Below are 17,265 nucleotides of genomic sequence, written 5' to 3'. Positions count from 1 at the left end.
TTTTTTAATTTTATGATATTTTTAAAGTTAAAAGAAAGGTTTAATATATGAAAAACAAGTCTAGATTTTTTGAGTTTCTAACTTTGTTTATGATGTCTGTTGGGACGATTGTTGGATCTGGTATTTATGTTAAAAATAGAGATATTTTAATTGAAACACACAATCCAATCATTGCTATTGTATTATGAGCTGCAGTTGGAATTTCTTGTATAGCTGTAGTTTATTTATTTTTAGAAATATCTTCTTCTACAGAAAATGGAACTATTGGTTCTTGATCAAGAGCTTTTTTTGGACATAAAGTTGGTTCTTTTTTTGCTAATTTTCAAACAATGTTTTATGCTCCGGTTAACCAAGCAATTTTTACTTCAGCTTTATTAGCTTATTTTTTAAATATTTTTAATCTTAAGTTATATGGCTATCAATATTTATTAATTTTTTTATTAGTTGGTGCTGTTATTATCTTATTAACTAATATATTAAATGTATTTAGTATTAAAGGATCTAAAGCAATTCAAATTTTTGGAACAGGGTTTAAATTTTTTCCACTAATTATTGCACTTATTGCTGGATTTATTTTAGCTGATCATTTTGGTGCTTTGCAAAATAATGGGGTTAATGTTAGAGGAATAACTGATTCATCAAAGCAATGATCTCGTACTGATTTTGATCCATTGCTATTTTTTAGAGGTTTTGGTGGAATTTTATTTGCCTTTGATGGTTTTATTTATATTTGTAATTCCAAAAAAAGAGCAAAACACGCTGATGTTGTACCAATTGCTTTAGTTTCAGCTATGGCATTTGCTGCAGTGTTTTATTTAATAATGTCACTTTCTTTAATTTTAGGATCTCCAGATGGTTCTATTGAACAATTATTAGAAAGAGTATTTAATAATGGTCAACCATTAAAAAATCAAGTAAATCACACTGTTAAAGTGATAGTTGCAATTATTTCAATGATTATTTGTTTTTTAGGTTTAAATGCTTATTCTTATATTGGAATGGCTGGTTTAGAATCAGATGTTATTGATAAGTTAAGTTATGTAAAATCTGTTGATGATAAACACCGTTTTAAAAAAATTGGCTTAATTCAAGGTGTAATTTCATATGCAATTTTTGCAATTTTTATTATTGTTGGTGCAAGTTCAAGTATTAGGTTAAATAAACAAATTAATGTTATTGAAGCAACTGATTCAGCTTCAGGAATGTTGTATTTAATTCAAATTATGTCTTCAACTTGTTCTTGTTTATCATTTGCTATGATGGCTAGTTTGATAGTAGCCGCTCTCATTAATAGAAAAACTAACAAAGTTGAAGTTAAAAAAATTAAAGGATTTGTACCATTAGCAATTTTTGGATTGATTACTTTTATTTTCTTTTCATTAATGGGATTGTTTACTTTTATAGTTCCTTTAGGTGTTATTAGAAACGGGCATAGCTGATGAAAAGCTCAACATTCTCAAGGATCATTATTCTTATTGCTAATGGTTTTGGGTCTAATATTTGTTGCTATTCTTTGATATAATCAAAACAAAAGACTTATAGGAGGTCTTTGTTTAAAAAATGATAGCTTACAACAAAAAACAAGAACAAGATAATAATTTTGAACTAGAAAAACAAACAAAATATAGTAAAGTTCAAATGCTAAGACAATATTTTTTACTATCTACTAACAAAATCGCACTTTTAGCAACATTACTTGCTTTACAAATATTATTAACTTTATTTTCTAAATATGCAATGGGTGCTTTAGTACTTTTTGCAAGTGCACCTTATTTAAAATTAGAAATTAATTATTGAGTATCAGCTGTTGTTTTAATATCAACTAATTTATTTTGAGGTTTAATATTTACAGTTGCTTCTGTTTGAATGAGATTATTACTAGGAAGCGAACCTGTTGGACTATTATCATTAATGTTAGTTGATGGATCAGCAATTATAGGCTTTGCAATAATTTTTTTTATTGTTAAAAAAGTGTTTATTCATTCAAATAAATTAGAAGTTTTTATAAAATTTGAGATATTATTTGTTATTTTATCTTCAATATTTGCAACACTATTTGGTAGTTTGGTTGCATATGTAAGCAATGCTACATTTATATTTGAATTATATGGACAAAAACCAAATCCTGCTATATTGGGTATAACCTTTTTATTTACTATTATAAAGTTAGTAATTAATCATACAATATTTTGTTTAATATATAAAAGAGTAAAAGTGTTAGTAAAAAAATTAGCTAGAGCCTAGCGGCTCTTTTTTATTTATTAATAAAATATCTAGTTGTAATAACTGCGTGGGTTTTTAAACAAAATGAACCTTTAAATTTTTTAAGTTATAATAATCTTATAAAAGGAAATTAGAAAATTAAACTAATCCAATAAGCCTAATTTTTCTTTGAGTTCGAATGATATGCGATAACATTCATTCTTAACACCTGAGACAAGTCCTGATAGTTCATCGATTACTTCACTGGGCAATCCACTCGGGTGTTTTTTTAATGCTGTTAAGAGTCTTATCTAATACAGTATGAATTCATCTTGTTTTATTTATTGTTCCTAGGGTTTTTAAATCATGTTTTCTTTCTTTATCTAATTGTTTTCTTTTTGCTATATCAGCTATTCCTCAATCGTGAGATCCTTTTTCTAATATTTCAGCTTTAAAACGCATAGTTTCTGTTCTAAAGTATAGGCTCTCATCTGCATCTATAACAAATTCAATACTTTTGTTTTTGTTGAATTTATATCTATTCCCATTTTCATCAAATGCAGCATAATAATTCTTTTGATATTCAACCACTCCATTCATAATTTTTCTTTTAATAGGTATGTCAAAGAATGATTCAACTGCCTCATTTTCTAGTTTTCTAAAAACGCTTTCTTTTTCACGTATTTTACATATACTGTTTAAATATTCAATCAATTCGTCTTTTATAGCATTAGCTTCTTCAATTGTTTTTATATTCTTTTGTTTGAAATAAAAAGGAACACTCTTTTGCACTGTATCTCATTTTCTTTCTATGTGTGGCTTTGCATTAGCGTTTGATGAAGAAACCTTCTATACCCCTTTTTTCAAGCTCTAAACGCGTTCTAGAGTTGTTTATTTCATCTTTCTTAAAGTTAGTTCTATTATCAGTGATTATTCTCTTAGGATAACCGTATTTTTGAAAAACGTTTTCAAATATTCTTTGATATGAATTCAGAGATTCTTCTTGACTCTCAAAATAAATGTCTAATACTTTATTAGTTCCAACATCCACAACAGCGACACATGTTGCAATTGTATCGTTTTGAAAGTAGTAGTGAGTACATCCGTCAACTTCTAAAACTTGTCCAAATTTATAGTTATTAGCCGTTGCTAATCTATGTTTTTCTACTACTTTTGGTGTGTAAAATACTAAGTCTTTGCTGTACTTAATAATTTTGCTTTCTTCATTTTGTTTTCTTATTTTTTTTACTTCTTTTCTAGTTTTTCTCTTACAGTACGCACTAGCAAAACCCTGTTTTATTAATCTTTTATCTAAATTAGAATATGAAATCTTATAACCAAATTTTTTTCTAAACAACTATGATAATTTTTCAACGTCAAAAATGAACAACTATTGTTATTGTTCTCTCCTCCTGTTATTTTCATTTCTCCTTGATAAACTTCACCTAAGTTGTATATTGGTTTCATCACTATATTTTTGTGCATTCTTGTTATTTACATTTTTATGAGAAAGTATTATCTCCTTTCCGGTATTTATAAAATCAAGATATTCTTTCTTATATCTTTTTATAGTAGAAACAGATTTATTAAATTGCTTTGCTATTGATAAACATGATCTTTTAGGATCTTTTGCAAAGATATCTAATATACGTTTTTTAATTTCTGCATATGACTTATTGTCTAAAATAGTAAACATTCTAACCTCCTTTACCAATTATATGTTTTTGATCCAAAACATATAATTGGTAAGATATCATTTTGTTTGATATTCCAGATTTATTTATTTGTTGGCATAACAAGTGTAAAACTCGGGTTATAATTTTTATGTAAGAAATGTAAGAAAAATATAAAGAAGAGGTTTAGAAATATAAATTATGAAAATGAAAGCTTTAGTTTATCACGGGAAACATAATATTTCTCTTGAATTAGTTGATAAACCAAGAATTTTAAAACCTACAGATGCAATAGTAAAAGTAACAAGAACAACAATTTGTGGAACTGATTTAGGAATTTATAAAGGAAAAAATCCTGAAGTAGCAAGTGGTAGAATCTTAGGACATGAAGGAATCGGAATTGTTGAAGAAGTTGGAGAAAGCGTATCCAATGTTAAAGTCGGTGATGAGGTCTTAATTGGATGTATTACTCCTTGCGGAAAATGTGATAATTGCAGAAAACAATTATATTCACACTGTCGCGAAACAGAGGGTGGATGAAAACTTGGTTATATGATCAATGGAACACAAGCTGAATATGTAAGAGTTCCATTTGCAGATAATAGTTTATACAAATATCCACAAACAATTAACGATGAAATTGCAGTTATGCTATCAGATGCACTTCCTACAGGTCATGAAATTGGTGTGCAATATGGACATGTTAGTCCAGGAAAATCTGTTGCAATTATAGGAGCTGGACCAGTAGGGATGGGTACCCTATTAACTGCCCAATTGTATTCACCAGGGCATCTAATCGTAATTGATTTAGATAAAAATCGTTTAGAAATGGCTAGAAAATTAGGGGCTACACATACACTAGTACCAGATGAAAAATTATTTGATAATTTAAAAGAAATTGTTGGAGAAGATGGTGTTGATGTTGCAATTGAAGCAGTAGGGATTCCTCAAACTTGAGATGTTTGTCAGCAAATTGTTAAGGCAGGCGGAAATATTTCAATTGTTGGTGTGCATGGAAAACCAGTTAATTTCAATGTTCAAAATCTATGAATTAAAAACATTACATTAACAACAGGATTAGTTAATACAAATACATTGCCAATGTTAATTAATGCTGTTTCAACTGGAAAATTACCTGTTTCAGATTTAATTACACATAGATTTAATCTTTCAGATATGATGCAAGCTTATGAAACATTTATCAATGCATCAGATAATAAGACAATGAAAATATTTATTGATGCAACTAAATAAATTAATTGAAAAAATATAAAAGTATTTTTAAACATTTATTAAAAAATTCATACGCATAAAAATGCACTTGAACTTTCATTTATGGTACCACAGAAGAGCTGCTGTGGTATTTTTTTGTCTTAATATATTATTGTCATTTTATAATATAAAAGTTATACCCCATAATACTATACAAAATGTCGAATTTTGAACAATGTAGACATTTTTTTATTTATTTTTCTGACAAAGACTTAAAAAATGTTGCTAATGTCATCATAAAAAATTAATTTTATTTATTTTTCTATTAAAATTTTGTGTTATATATAGTTATAATGCTATATATTTAGGAGGATTTGAAAATGGCAATTCCAGTTGAGATAAGACAAGTTGAAAGACCTAAAAACACAGTTGTAAAGAACTACTTTGGAAAATTTAAAGTTGTTAAAAGAACCAGCAAATATGTGAATGGAAAAGCAATTCCAAAAGATTTGGCAATCGTTGGCGAAATAGTAGATTACAAATTTGTTCCTTTTGAAACACCTATCCCAGTAGGTACAAGATCTAAGAAAAATCAAGAAAAAACTGATATAAAAGACTATGGTAACATAGCAATTTTTACAAAAAATAGCAATGATATTTTGGAAAAATTACTAACACATTTTGATTCATCAACAGCTTACAAATTATATGTAATTGCTATTCTTAGATGTGCCTATCCAAAAGTCGTTAATCGTGATTTAAAGTTTTACTATGAAACTTCATTTATGTCTGAATTATTTAAAAAGGTTGGTTTATCTGAATCATTACTACCAGACTTCTTTGAAAAAACTGGTAGGGCATATTCAAATATACATAACTTCATGTTAGACAGAATAAATGAGTTCAAAGGTAGAGTGCAAATTATTGATGGCACACTTAAATCTTATAATTCAGATGAAGTAACTTTTTCTCAATGATCAAGAAAAGGGAAGGTTAAAGGTAGCAAAGATTTTACCTTACTTTACACTTGTGACTTATATACCAAAGAGCCAATTTATCACAGACCATACCAAGGAAATATGCTGGATTCGACTATTTTTGAGGACTTTTTGGAAAATGCGCCTAGCACTGGGGAAATATTAGTTGCTGATAAAGGTTTTAGAACTAAAGCAATTACAGAGCTTTTAGAACAGAATAAAAATGTTAAGTATCTTTTGGCATTAAAGAGAAATACAACATTAATTAGAGCAGAAAAACTTGATGAAAACTTGACCCCCTGTAAAAATTAAAGATAAGCAATTACTAGGGTCTAAAAAGCAAATAGATGGAAAGTTTTTTTATCTATTTAAAGACTTAGAAATAGCTGACAAAGAAAGTGTTGGAAACTATCAAAAGCATCTAAAAAGAAATACATTTAACATTGATGAATTCAATAAAAATAATCAATTTTTTGGAGTCATTGTTTTCGAATCCAATGTTGACCTTTCATTAGAGGATGTATACACACTGTATGATCAAAGATGAGAAATTGAAGAAATGTTTAACTTTTACAAAAATATTTTGGAACTATCAAAAACAAGAGTTCATTCAGAAATGAAAGTTTACACAACAGAGTTTATAAACTACTTGTCGCTAATAATTGCGACAAAAGTTAAGAACAATTTAATAAAACTAAATCTTCATCAAAACTACTTATTCAGACAGATTATAGAATATTTGAGGAGTTACAAAGTTGAAGTAATAAATGATACAGAATGAAAAAAACGCAAGGCGTTGAAATATGTTCAAGACCTTGCGGAATTGTTAGAAATATAGCATTACACTAAAACTTTTTTATTGAAACATTAAAATATATCAAGAATTGAAGTCTATTTTAAAAATATAGTGTCCAAAATTGGGAATTTTTAATTAATTATTAAACTAAATAATCATTGTTTAGTTTTTTATTTTCTAATTGTGGTTAAATTTTATTATTTGAATTAATATTATAAGCTATCGGGTAAACACATAAAATTAGAATGTCTTATCTAAATGAGCGTGGGTTTTTAAACAAAATGAACCTTTAATTTTTAAGTTATAATAATCTTATCAAAGGAAATTAGAAAATTAAACTAATCCAATAAGCCTAATTTTTCTTTGAGTTCGAATGATATGCGATAACATTCATTCTTAACACCTGAGACAAGTCCTGATAGTTCATCGACTACTTCACTGGGCAATCCACTCGGGTGTTTTTTAATGCTGTTAAGAGTCTTATCTAATACAGTATGAATTCATCTTGTTTTATTTATTGTTCCTAGGGTTTTTAAATCATGTTTTCTTTCTTTATCTAATTGTTTTCTTTTTGCTATATCAGCTATTCCTCAATCATGAGACCCTTTTTCTAATATTTCAGCTTTAAAACGCATAGTTTCTGTTCTAAAGTAGAACTTCTCATCTGCACCTATAACAAATTCAATACTTTTGTTTTTGTTGAACTTATATCTCTTCCCATTTTCATTAAATGCAGCATAATATTTTTTTAATATTCAACCACTCCGTTCATAATTTTTCTTTTAATAGGTATGTCAAAGAAGGATTCAACCGCCTCATTTTCTAGTTTTCTAAAAACGCTTTCTTTTTCACGTATTTTACATATACTGTTTAAATATTCAATCAATTCGTCTTTTATAGCATTAGCTTCTTCAATTGTTTTTATATTCTTTTGTTTGAAATAAAAAGGAACACTCTTTTGCACTGTATCTCATTTTCTTTCTATGTGTGGCTTTGCATTAGCGTTTGATGAAGAAACAACTTCTATACCCCTTTTTTCAAGCTCTAAACGCGTTCTAGAGTTGTTTATTTCATCTTTCTTAAAGTTAGTTCTATTATCAGTGATTATTCTCATAGGATAACCGTATTTTTGAAAAACGTTTTCAAATATTCTTTGATATGAATTCAGAGATTCTTCTTGACTCTCAAAATAAATGTCTAATACTTTATTAGTTCCAACATCCACAACAGCGACACATGTTGCAATTGTATCATTTTGAAAGTAGTAGTGAGTACATCCGTCAACTTCTAAAACTTGTCCAAATTTATAGTTATTAGCCGTTGCTAATCTATGTTTTTCTACTACTTTTGGTGTGTAAAATACTAAGTCTTTGCTGTACTTAATAATTTTGCTTTCTTCATTTTGTTTTCTTATTTTTTTTACTTCTTTTCTAGTTTTTCTCTTACAGTACGCACTAGCAAAACCCTGTTTTATTAATCTTTTATCTAAATTAGAATATGAAATCTTATAACCAAATTTTTTTCTAAACAACTATGATAATTTTTCAACGTCAAAAATGAACAACTATTGTTATTGTTCTCTCCTCCTGTTATTTTCATTTCTCCTTGATAAACTTCACCTAAGTTGTATATTGGTTTCATCACTATATTTTTGTGCATTCTTGTTATTTACATTTTTATGAGAAAGTATTATCTCCTTTCCGGTATTTATAAAATCAAGATATTCTTTCTTATATCTTTTTATAGTAGAAACAGATTTATTAAATTGCTTTGCTATTGATAAACATGATCTTTTAGGATCTTTTGCAAAGATATCTAATATACGTTTTTTAATTTCTGCATATGACTTATTGTCTAAAATAGTAAACATTCTAACCTCCTTTACCAATTATATGTTTTGGATCCAAAACATATAATTGGTAAGATATCATTTTGTTTAATAATCCAACGAAACAAAATATCTAGTTGTAATAACTGCTTATAATGTGTTATTATTTTCATTAATAGACTTAAACTTATGAGTATATATAAAAATAAAGGAAGGGAAATATGAAAAATAAAGGAAAATTATTAGAATTTTTAACTTTATTTGCAATGACAATAGGTTCTGTTGTTGGTGCTGGAGTTTATTTTAAAAATAAAGAAATTCTACTTGATACAAGAAACCCTATAATTGCCATTATTTTATGAATTATAGTTGGAACTGTTTGTGTATCAATGGTTTATTTGTTTTTAGAAATAGCATCATCTACTAGAAACGGTGGAAGTGGAACTATTGGAGTTTGAACTAAACTTTTTATTAATAGAAAAGTTGGATCATTTTTTGCAATTTTAAATGCCTTTTTTTATTTACCAGTAATGCAATCAATGTTTGTTTCATTTTTTATAACATTCATTTTGATGATGTTTAGTACTGCACAATTAAAAGGTATTCACTTTTTATTAATATTTTTATCAACTGGAATCGTAATTATAATTATTAATGCCTTAATTAATATTTTTAACTTATCAATATCTAGAAAATATCAAGCATTTGGAACTATTTTCAAATTTATACCTTTAGTTATAGCTCTTATTGCTGGTGTAGTTTTATTTGATAAAAATGGTGCTTTTTTAAGTGGTGGATTTGATACAACTACTCCAACTGGAGAAATAAAAAGAGAAGAATGATCAACAACCAACTTTAATCCATTGCTATTTTTTAGAGGTTTTGGTGGAATTTTATTTGCTTTTGATGGTTTTATTTTTATATGTAATTCACAAAGAAAAGCAAAACACAAAGATGTAGTTCCCAAAGCTTTAATTTTTGGAATGATTTTTGTTTCAGTATTTTATACTTTAATAGCAATTTCTTTATTAATGGGTTCACCAGATGGATCAATTGTTAAACTTTTAGAAAGATTGTTTAATGGTGGAAAAGTTGTTAAAGCCACTGATAGTAGTGTTGTTTCAAGAATTGCTAATATTTTAACATCAGTAATTATTATAGTAATATGTTCAATTGGATCTAATAATTTATCTTATGTATCATTTGTTGTTATTGAATCAGATATTATTGATGAATTATATTTACCATCACAAAAAGATATTTCATTGAAAAAAATAGGAATTATTCAAGCGTGTCTTGCTATTACTGTTTTTTCAACATTTATTCTTGTTGGAACTTTAGCTACAGTTGGATTAACAAATACAGCAACAGTTGAACAAGCAATTAGTTCAACTAATGGAGTAATTTATCCAATTCAAATAGTTGCAACTTCTAATGCTTGTTTATCATTTGTAATGATTGTTACATTAATTATTGGGGCGTTATTTAATAGAAAAACTAATAAAGTTGAAGTTGAAAAGAAAAAAGGATTTATAGTTTTAGGATCAATTGCAGCATCATGTCTAGTTTTATTTGTAACAATGAGCTTCTTTACTATTGTTGTTCCACTAGAAGTGCTAACTAAAAATACTAGTTGATTTAAAGCTAATTTCTATCAAGGTCCATTATTTGTTCTTTTAACTTTATTAGAACTTGTCTCAGTTTCTGCTTTTTGATTCATTCAAGAAAAAAGAAGAAAAAAATATGACTTAGAGAACTCAGAAGCACAAGTTAGTAAAAAACCTACAGCTTAATTCCCCCGAACCCCATATTCCGGACTAAAAATCCAGGAAATGGGGTTTTTATATGTCCAAATTAGATTTAGAAAAAAAGTTAAAAATTGTTAAAGAAGCTAAAAAACTTAATGTAAAAAGGAGCACTTATTTAGCAAATAAGTATAATATTTCAGATTCAACTGTAAAAAATTTAATTAATAGATTTGAAGCATTCGGAATTGAAGGACTTATTAATAAGGATAAAAAACCTTATTATAGTCCAAAATTAAAACTCAAAATTGTATTATATAAACTTAAAACTAATCAGTCTTATGATGAAATTGCAAGAAAATTTAATATTGTTTATTCATCAACTATAGCTGGATGATTTAAAAAGTATAAAGAATATGGATTTTTAGGGTTAAATAATAATATAGGGAGACCTAAGAAAAATATGAAAAACCCTAATAAAAAACCAACTAAAATAAAGAAATCTCAAGTAGAAATTAACAATGAACAACAGATTAAGGAATTAAAAGAATAAGTTGAATACTATAAGTTGGAGGCTGAATTCTGAAAAAAGTTCCATACCTTGTTGACAAAACAAAAATCAACAAGGAAAAAACAAAAGTAGTTTTAGAATTACTAAAAACACACAAAAAAGTTAAAATTTCTATTCTCTTAAAAATAGCCAAGCTGCCTAAATCTTCTTTTTATGAATGAAAACATAAGTTAGAAAATACAATAGATAAAAACAAAGAATTAAAGGAAATGATTGTTGATATTTTTAACAAATCATTTGAAACATATGGGTATAGAAGGCTAAAAATAGCTTTAGAATCAAAAGGATATATTGTTAATCACAAAAAAATTTTAAGGTTAACTAAAGAGCTTGGTGTTCAGTGTATCAAATTTAGAACAAAAAATGGAAGATATAGTTCTTATAAAGGAACTGTTGGAAAAATTGCAGATAATGTTTTAAAAAGAAATTTTCATTCTTTACAAGAAAACAAAGTTTGATGCACTGATGTAACAGAGTTTAAAGTTAATGGTCAAAAGTTATATTTATCACCAATTATTGATCTTTACAATGATGAAATTATTTCGTATTCGATTCAAACTAATCCTAACTTAAACTTAACAAATTCAATGCTAGAAAAAGCACTTAAAAAGGTTAAAAATACAAATGGTTTGTTAATTCACTCTGATCAGGGATTTCATTATCAACACATTAGCTGAGTTAAAAAACTAGAAGAAAATAACATAACACAAAGTATGTCTAGAAAAGGTAATTGCTTAGATAATGCTATTATAGAAAACTTCTTTGGTTTATTAAAACAAGAAATTTATTATGGTGAAAAATATAATTCAGTAGAAGAGTTAACTAAAAGGATTCATAAATATATTTATTGATATAACAACATAAGAATAAAAGAAAAATTAAAAGGATTGTCTCCTGTATAATCCAACTAAAAGGATTGTCTCCTGTACAATTCAGAAAACAATCCTGTTATAATATTGAAAAATTTTAGTCCGTGTTTATGGTAGCGGGGGGAATGTAGGTTTTATTTTTGTAAAATTTAGGTTTTATAATATATTTAGTGCAAAATATAATCTATTTTTTTAAAATTTATATGTATATTAAAAAAGGTGATATTATGAAACAAAAAACAATTAATCTTCCAAATATTTTAACAACAATTAGAATTGCTTTAGTACCAGTTATTATAATTTTATTATTAGTTAATCATTATATAAATGGGATTGTATTTAATAATTTTAGTAAATTTGCTTGATTTTTTTCAGGAGCTATTTTCATTATCGCTTCTTTGACTGATTTTTTAGATGGATGAATTGCTAGAAAGTATAATTTAGTAACTAATTTTGGTAAGTTTTTTGATCCAATTGCAGATAAACTATTAGTAAATGCTACTTTAATTTTATTTTCTAGTTTAGGAGTTTTGCCAATTTGAATGACAGTAGTTTTAATTTTAAGAGATACTTTTATTGACTTTATTAGAATGATTTTAAGTTCAAAAGGAATTACTCTAGCTGCTGGAATTGGTGGTAAATTAAAAACCACTTTTCAAATGATTGGATTATCATTATTATTTTTTATTAATTTAAAAGTATTTGGTTGAGTTGAGTTATATTGACAAAATCAATTAGTTTTACTTCCAATGTATGTTGGAACATTTTTTAGTATTTATAGTGGAGTTATTTACTTTTTAAGTGCAAAGCATAATTTATTTTAATGTTTAGTAATTGAGATATATTTTTAAATTATAAGAACTTTACTATAAATCAAGAAATAAAAAAAAGCTTAATCTTTATTATCAAATTTTAATAGAAGAAAACCAAAAATATAACTTAACAAGAATTACTGAACTAAATGAAGTTTTTGAAAAGCATTTTTTAGATTCTTTATTATTTGTTGAGCAATTTCAAATAATAGATCAAAAAATAGCTGATATCGGAACTGGTCCTGGATTTCCTGGAGTTGTTTTAAAAATCTTTTTTCCAAATATTAAATTAACTTTAATTGAATCTAATAATAAAAAGGTTAATTTTTTAAAATACTTAGTTAAAAGACTAAATTTAAATAATGTTGAGATTTTGAATAAAAGAGCTGAAGAATTAACAAATGATTATAAAGAACAATTTGATATAGTAATTTCTCGAGCTGTTGCCTATTTAGATATTATTTTAGAATTAGGTGTGCAATTAGTTAAAGTTAATGGCTCATTTATTTTATTAAAAGGACCTAAAGCTTATAAAGAAATTAAAGATTTAAAAAATAAAGATCAAAAAATGAACTTAAAATTAATTAATATTCAAGAATTAGAAGATACTGGGTTTGGAACTAGAATTAATTTGTTTTATAAAAAAATAGATCACACCAATAATTTATATCCAAGAAAATATCAACAAATTTTAAAAGAGAGTAAATAATATGAACTATGAAGAGCTTGAAATTGGAGATATTATAGAACTAAAAAAATCACATCCAAGTAAAACAATAAGATGAGAGTTAATTAGAATTGGAGCTAAATATAAATTTAGAAGTTGTGATCAATTTGATTTGTTCATTGAGCTAAGCCGACAAACTTTAAAGATACAATTAAAAAAAATTATTAAAAAAACTGTTAAATAAATTAAATCATTATTAAAAAATAGAAAGGTAAATAATATGGGATTACAAGTTGGGATTGTAGGCTTACCAAATGTTGGAAAATCTACATTATTTAATGCAATTACTAATTCAAAAGCTGAAGCTGCAAATTATCCTTTTGCAACTATTGAGCCAAATGTAGGGATTGTTGAAGTTCCAGACTATAGACTAGATGAACTATATAGAATTTTTAACTCTAAAAAAAGAGTAGCTACAACTATTGAATTTGTTGATATTGCAGGACTTATTGCTAGAGCTAGTCAAGGAGAAGGATTAGGCAATGCTTTTTTGGCAAATATTAGACAAACTGATGCTATTTGCCAAGTTGTTAGATGTTTTGATGATAAAGACATTATGCATGTAGAAAATAGTGTTGACCCAGTTAGAGATATTGAAATTATTAATTTAGAATTAATGTTAGCAGATCAAGCAACAGTTAAAAAGCGCTTAGATAAAATTTTACCTAAATTTAAATCAGGTGATAAACTAGCTAAAATTGAATATGATTTTTTAAATTATTTATTAGATACTTTAAATAAAGGAACTTTATTAAATAGTTTAGATTTAGATGAAGAACAAGCGGATCTTTTAAAAAGTTATCAATTACTAACTTCTAAACCAATTATTTATGTATGTAATGTTAGTGATACTGAATTATTAGAAGATAATGATTATGTTAAACAAGTTAAACAATTTGCTAGTAAATCAAATTCTCAAGTAGTTAAGATTTGTGCAAAAATAGAAGAAGATCTATCTGAGGCTTCAAAAGAAGAAAAAAGTGAATTTTTAAAAGAATTAGGAATTAAAGAATCTGGTTTAGATCAATTAATTAGAGCTGCTTATGATACTTTGGGATTACAAACATTTTTTACAGCAGGAGTTCAAGAAGTAAGAAGTTGACAATTTAAAAAAGGTTGAACTGCTCCTAAATGTGCTGGAGTGATTCATACTGACTTTTTTAAAGGATTTATTAAAGCAGATATTTATTCAATTAATGACTTGTTGTTATTAGGTAGTGAAAAAGCAATTAAAGAAGCTGGGAAAATGCGCTTAGAAGGAAAGACATACATAATGCAAGACGGAGATGTATGCTTTTTTAAATTTAATGTCTAGAAAAGAAAAACACCAATTAAGTTATCAAGGTAATCTGATAACTTATTATATATATTTTAAAAATCAAAAAAATACAATTTTAAGATTAATTGATAATCAAATAGTAATTAGTGCTCCAATTAATACACCTGTATATTTAATAGAACAATTTATTTATAAACATATATCTAGACTTGTAAAAATTCAAAATAATTATGAATTTTTAAGAGCTTATGATTTTTATACCAATAAGCCTTGAATTAAGATTTTTGAAAAATCGGTTGATATAGAGTTAGTTGATCAAAATATTCATACTAAAAAGATCAATAATAAAATCATTATTAAAAATTATTATGATAATGAAATTCAGTTAGAAAAAATTTATAATTTTTTAGCTAAAGAATATAAAAATTGATTTATTAATCAGACTTTAATATGAGCTGAAAAAATGAATCTTAGTTTTGAAAACATTAGTGTTAAAGTGATGAAAGCAAAATGAGGGTTGTGCTATTCAAAAAAAAGACATATAATTTATAATACTAAGCTCTTACATTTTAATTCTGAAATTATTGACTATGTAATAGTTCACGAATTAACTCATATTTTATATCCTAATCATTCAAAAGATTTTTGAAGACATGTGACTAATTATTTACCAAATTATAGAGAACTACAACAAAGTTTAAATTCTAAGGGAATTTAATTATTTGATGTATATTATTAACATTTTTTAAATACATATTAAAACTAAAAAATAGAAAGGGTTATTATGCATATTAAAGTTGAAAATACAGAAGTTAATAATCTTAATAGTAATATTAAAAGAAAAAAAAGATTAAAGATGATTTCTTCTTTTAGTATTCTTATTTTAATTATGCTTATTTTAATGCTAGTTTCTTGAATATTATATTGATCAAAAACTAAAACAGAGTTAGTTAAAACAATTAGTTTTGATGATTGAAAATATGATTCTGTCTTAAAACCAATATATGATAGTTGAACTAGTAAACATGCTGACTTAGATGCAGGTAATTCTCAAACTTGAATTGATTTTATGAATTCAAATTTATCACTTGGCTGAATTTATAATAATCAAGGTTGAGCAAAAGAAGATTATCTTATTCAACATAGCGGAGATGCTGTTTTTAAAGGATTAGCAACAATTCAACCAATTGGTTTAATTGATGTAATTTATGCTCCAATTAAAGGATTTGTTTTAAAATCAAATATTATAATTTTTACAATTTCAATTGGTGCTTTTTTATACATTTTGGTTTCAACAAAAGCTTTAGAAGGCTTTTCACAAGCTATTATTGCTAAATTAAAAGGAAAAGAAGCTTTTGCTATAATTCCTTTAATGTTGTTCTTTTCAATTTTTGGTTCAGTTGAAGGATTTGCTGAAGAAACATTAGGATTTTATATGATTTTTATTCCTATTATGTTAATGGCAGGATTTGATGTTTTTACAGGTGTTTTAATTTTAATGGTTGGTGCTGGAACCGGAGTAATTGGATCAACAGTTAATCCATTTGCAATACCAATTGCAGTTTCTGCTATTAATAGTGGTATTGATAGCTCTACAGTTAAATTAACAATTGGAGATGGATTAATTTGAAGAATAATTTGTTGATTATTATTAACTAGCTTTTCTACTACTTTTACGCTTTTATATGCTTTAAAAGTTAAAAAAAATCCTTCTAAATCTGTGACTTTTTCAACGCTAGAAGGAGATAAGGAATTTTTCTTAGCATATGTAAGCAAAACTATTAAATTAGATTGAAAAAAGAAAGTTTCTTTAGTTATTTTTGCAATTAGTTTTTTAGTAATGATTTTTTATTTAGTTGGATGAGATTCAATTTTTAATAGTACTAAAATGGCAGAACAAGCTGTTTGAATTAAAAGAAATATTCCTTATTTAACTGCTTTTATTCCAGGGTGAGGAAATGGTGATCTAGATAATGTTGCTGCATTTTTCTTGTTATCTTCAATTATATTAGCTATTGTTAATTCAATTGGTGAAACTGCATTTATTAAAAAATGATTTGAGGGAGCTTCAGATATTTTATCAGTAGCATTTATAATAGCAACAGCTGCTGGAGTTGGTTATATTTTAGTTCAAACTAATCTACAATTTTTATTTGTTAAAGGTATTTTGAGTTCAATTGGTGGAATTAATAATCAAATAGCTAAGGTTATTATTTTGTTTATAGTATTTATTCCATTAGCATTTTTAATTCCATCTTCATCTGGATTTGCAACAACTATTTTTCCACTTTTAGCTAAATCTTTAGTTGATAGTAAAACTAATCAATTACAAGCTTATGCTTCTTCTGGATCGATTATGGCATTTACTTTTGCGATAGGTTTAGTTAATTTGATTACTCCAACTTCAGGAGTTGTAATGGGAGTTTGTTCATTATCTAGAATGAGCTATGCTAAATATTTAAAAGCAATGTTACCAATAATTTCATACTTATTTATTTTATGTTTTATTCTTTTATTGATTGGTGGAACACTACCAAACTCAATATCTTAAAAAAGACTTACAAAAAAATGTAA

The 17,265-nt window shown here is 26.1% G+C and carries 17 protein-coding genes and 2 pseudogenes; 13 read left to right on the top strand and 6 right to left on the bottom strand.

Annotated features, from left to right (window positions below; translation table 4 throughout):
- Positions 1–47: 47 nt before the first annotated feature.
- Both V2P32_RS04790 and V2P32_RS04785 read left to right on the top strand, forming a co-directional pair.
- The gene (locus V2P32_RS04790; protein ID WP_434343535.1) at positions 48–1,595 is read left to right on the top strand and encodes an APC family permease; all 1,548 of its coding nucleotides are present in this window, start codon (positions 48–50) and stop codon (positions 1,593–1,595) included.
- Complete coding sequence (locus tag V2P32_RS04785) at positions 1,561–2,244, top strand: ECF transporter S component (RefSeq protein ID WP_434343534.1); 684 nt, start codon at positions 1,561–1,563, stop codon at positions 2,242–2,244. The genes V2P32_RS04790 and V2P32_RS04785 overlap by 35 nt, the downstream gene beginning before the upstream one ends.
- A 180-nt stretch (positions 2,245–2,424) precedes the next feature.
- On the opposite strand, the gene V2P32_RS04780 is transcribed toward V2P32_RS04785, so the two are convergent.
- The 3 genes from V2P32_RS04780 to V2P32_RS04770 are packed head-to-tail and all read right to left on the bottom strand — an operon-like array spanning position 2,425 to position 3,898.
- Positions 2,425–2,994, bottom strand: coding sequence for a hypothetical protein (locus V2P32_RS04780; RefSeq protein ID WP_434343533.1), 570 nt, complete (start codon positions 2,992–2,994; stop codon positions 2,425–2,427).
- Between the two features lie 34 nt (positions 2,995–3,028).
- Complete coding sequence (locus V2P32_RS04775) at positions 3,029–3,559, bottom strand: hypothetical protein (RefSeq protein WP_434343532.1); 531 nt, start codon at positions 3,557–3,559, stop codon at positions 3,029–3,031.
- Positions 3,560–3,598: 39 nt separating this feature from the next.
- A complete protein-coding gene (locus V2P32_RS04770; RefSeq protein ID WP_434343526.1) occupies positions 3,599–3,898 on the bottom strand; it encodes a winged helix-turn-helix transcriptional regulator in 300 nt (99 codons plus the stop codon).
- A gap of 178 nt (positions 3,899–4,076) precedes the next feature.
- On the opposite strand from V2P32_RS04770, the gene V2P32_RS04765 reads away from it, so the two are divergent.
- From V2P32_RS04765 to V2P32_RS04755, 3 genes are all read left to right on the top strand, one after another.
- Positions 4,077–5,129 carry a zinc-dependent alcohol dehydrogenase family protein gene (locus V2P32_RS04765; protein WP_434343531.1) on the top strand — a complete coding sequence of 351 codons (1,053 nt, stop codon included), beginning with the start codon at positions 4,077–4,079 and terminating at the stop codon, positions 5,127–5,129.
- A 338-nt stretch (positions 5,130–5,467) separates the two neighbouring features.
- Entirely contained in the window at positions 5,468–6,376 is a 909-nt protein-coding gene (locus V2P32_RS04760) for a transposase (protein ID WP_434343530.1), read from the top strand.
- Positions 6,348–6,902, top strand: coding sequence for a transposase (locus V2P32_RS04755; RefSeq protein WP_434343529.1), 555 nt, complete (start codon positions 6,348–6,350; stop codon positions 6,900–6,902). The genes V2P32_RS04760 and V2P32_RS04755 overlap by 29 nt, the downstream gene beginning before the upstream one ends.
- Before the next feature lie 296 nt (positions 6,903–7,198).
- Here V2P32_RS04755 and V2P32_RS04750 read toward each other — a convergent pair whose 3' ends face one another.
- The 3 genes from V2P32_RS04750 to V2P32_RS04740 form a co-directional block, all read right to left on the bottom strand.
- Complete coding sequence (locus V2P32_RS04750; RefSeq protein WP_434343528.1) at positions 7,199–7,495, bottom strand: hypothetical protein; 297 nt, start codon at positions 7,493–7,495, stop codon at positions 7,199–7,201.
- Positions 7,496–7,608: 113 nt separating this feature from the next.
- Entirely contained in the window at positions 7,609–8,391 is a 783-nt protein-coding gene (locus V2P32_RS04745; protein ID WP_434343527.1) for a hypothetical protein, read from the bottom strand.
- A gap of 39 nt (positions 8,392–8,430) precedes the next feature.
- Positions 8,431–8,730 (bottom strand): winged helix-turn-helix transcriptional regulator, encoded by a 300-nt coding sequence (locus V2P32_RS04740; protein WP_434343526.1) that lies wholly within the window; start codon positions 8,728–8,730, stop codon positions 8,431–8,433.
- Positions 8,731–8,909: 179 nt separating this feature from the next.
- Between V2P32_RS04740 and V2P32_RS04735 the strand changes: the two genes are divergently transcribed.
- From V2P32_RS04735 to V2P32_RS04700, 8 genes and pseudogenes are all read left to right on the top strand, one after another.
- Entirely contained in the window at positions 8,910–10,481 is a 1,572-nt protein-coding gene (locus V2P32_RS04735) for an APC family permease (protein ID WP_434343525.1), read from the top strand.
- A 52-nt stretch (positions 10,482–10,533) separates the two neighbouring features.
- Positions 10,534–11,906: pseudogene (locus V2P32_RS04730) on the top strand (IS3 family transposase).
- 194 nt (positions 11,907–12,100) lie between these two features.
- Positions 12,101–12,697 (top strand): CDP-diacylglycerol--glycerol-3-phosphate 3-phosphatidyltransferase, encoded by a 597-nt coding sequence (gene pgsA / locus V2P32_RS04725; protein ID WP_434343524.1) that lies wholly within the window; start codon positions 12,101–12,103, stop codon positions 12,695–12,697.
- A pseudogene (rsmG, locus tag V2P32_RS04720) lies at positions 12,697–13,394 on the top strand (16S rRNA (guanine(527)-N(7))-methyltransferase RsmG). Before pgsA ends, rsmG begins: the two are co-directional and overlap by 1 nt.
- A gap of 1 nt (position 13,395) precedes the next feature.
- Entirely contained in the window at positions 13,396–13,596 is a 201-nt protein-coding gene (locus tag V2P32_RS04715; protein ID WP_107669340.1) for a DUF951 domain-containing protein, read from the top strand.
- 36 nt (positions 13,597–13,632) lie between these two features.
- Positions 13,633–14,727 (top strand): redox-regulated ATPase YchF, encoded by a 1,095-nt coding sequence (ychF, locus tag V2P32_RS04710; RefSeq protein ID WP_434343523.1) that lies wholly within the window; start codon positions 13,633–13,635, stop codon positions 14,725–14,727.
- On the top strand, positions 14,699–15,409 hold the full coding sequence (locus tag V2P32_RS04705; protein ID WP_434343522.1) for a SprT family zinc-dependent metalloprotease: 711 nt from the start codon (positions 14,699–14,701) through the stop codon (positions 15,407–15,409). Before ychF ends, V2P32_RS04705 begins: the two co-directional genes overlap by 29 nt.
- 66 nt (positions 15,410–15,475) lie before the next feature.
- A complete protein-coding gene (locus V2P32_RS04700) occupies positions 15,476–17,242 on the top strand; it encodes a YfcC family protein (RefSeq protein ID WP_434343521.1) in 1,767 nt (588 codons plus the stop codon).
- Positions 17,243–17,265 lie beyond the last annotated feature (23 nt).

Source organism: Mycoplasma sp. 06067-C1-B144P-99-0482-3 (assembly GCF_051053925.1).
Taxonomy (GTDB): domain Bacteria; phylum Bacillota_I; class Bacilli_A; order Mycoplasmatales; family Mycoplasmataceae; genus Mycoplasma; species Mycoplasma leachii.
Note: the sequence above shows the minus strand (reverse complement) of the source record. Positions and strands in the feature narration are given on the sequence as shown.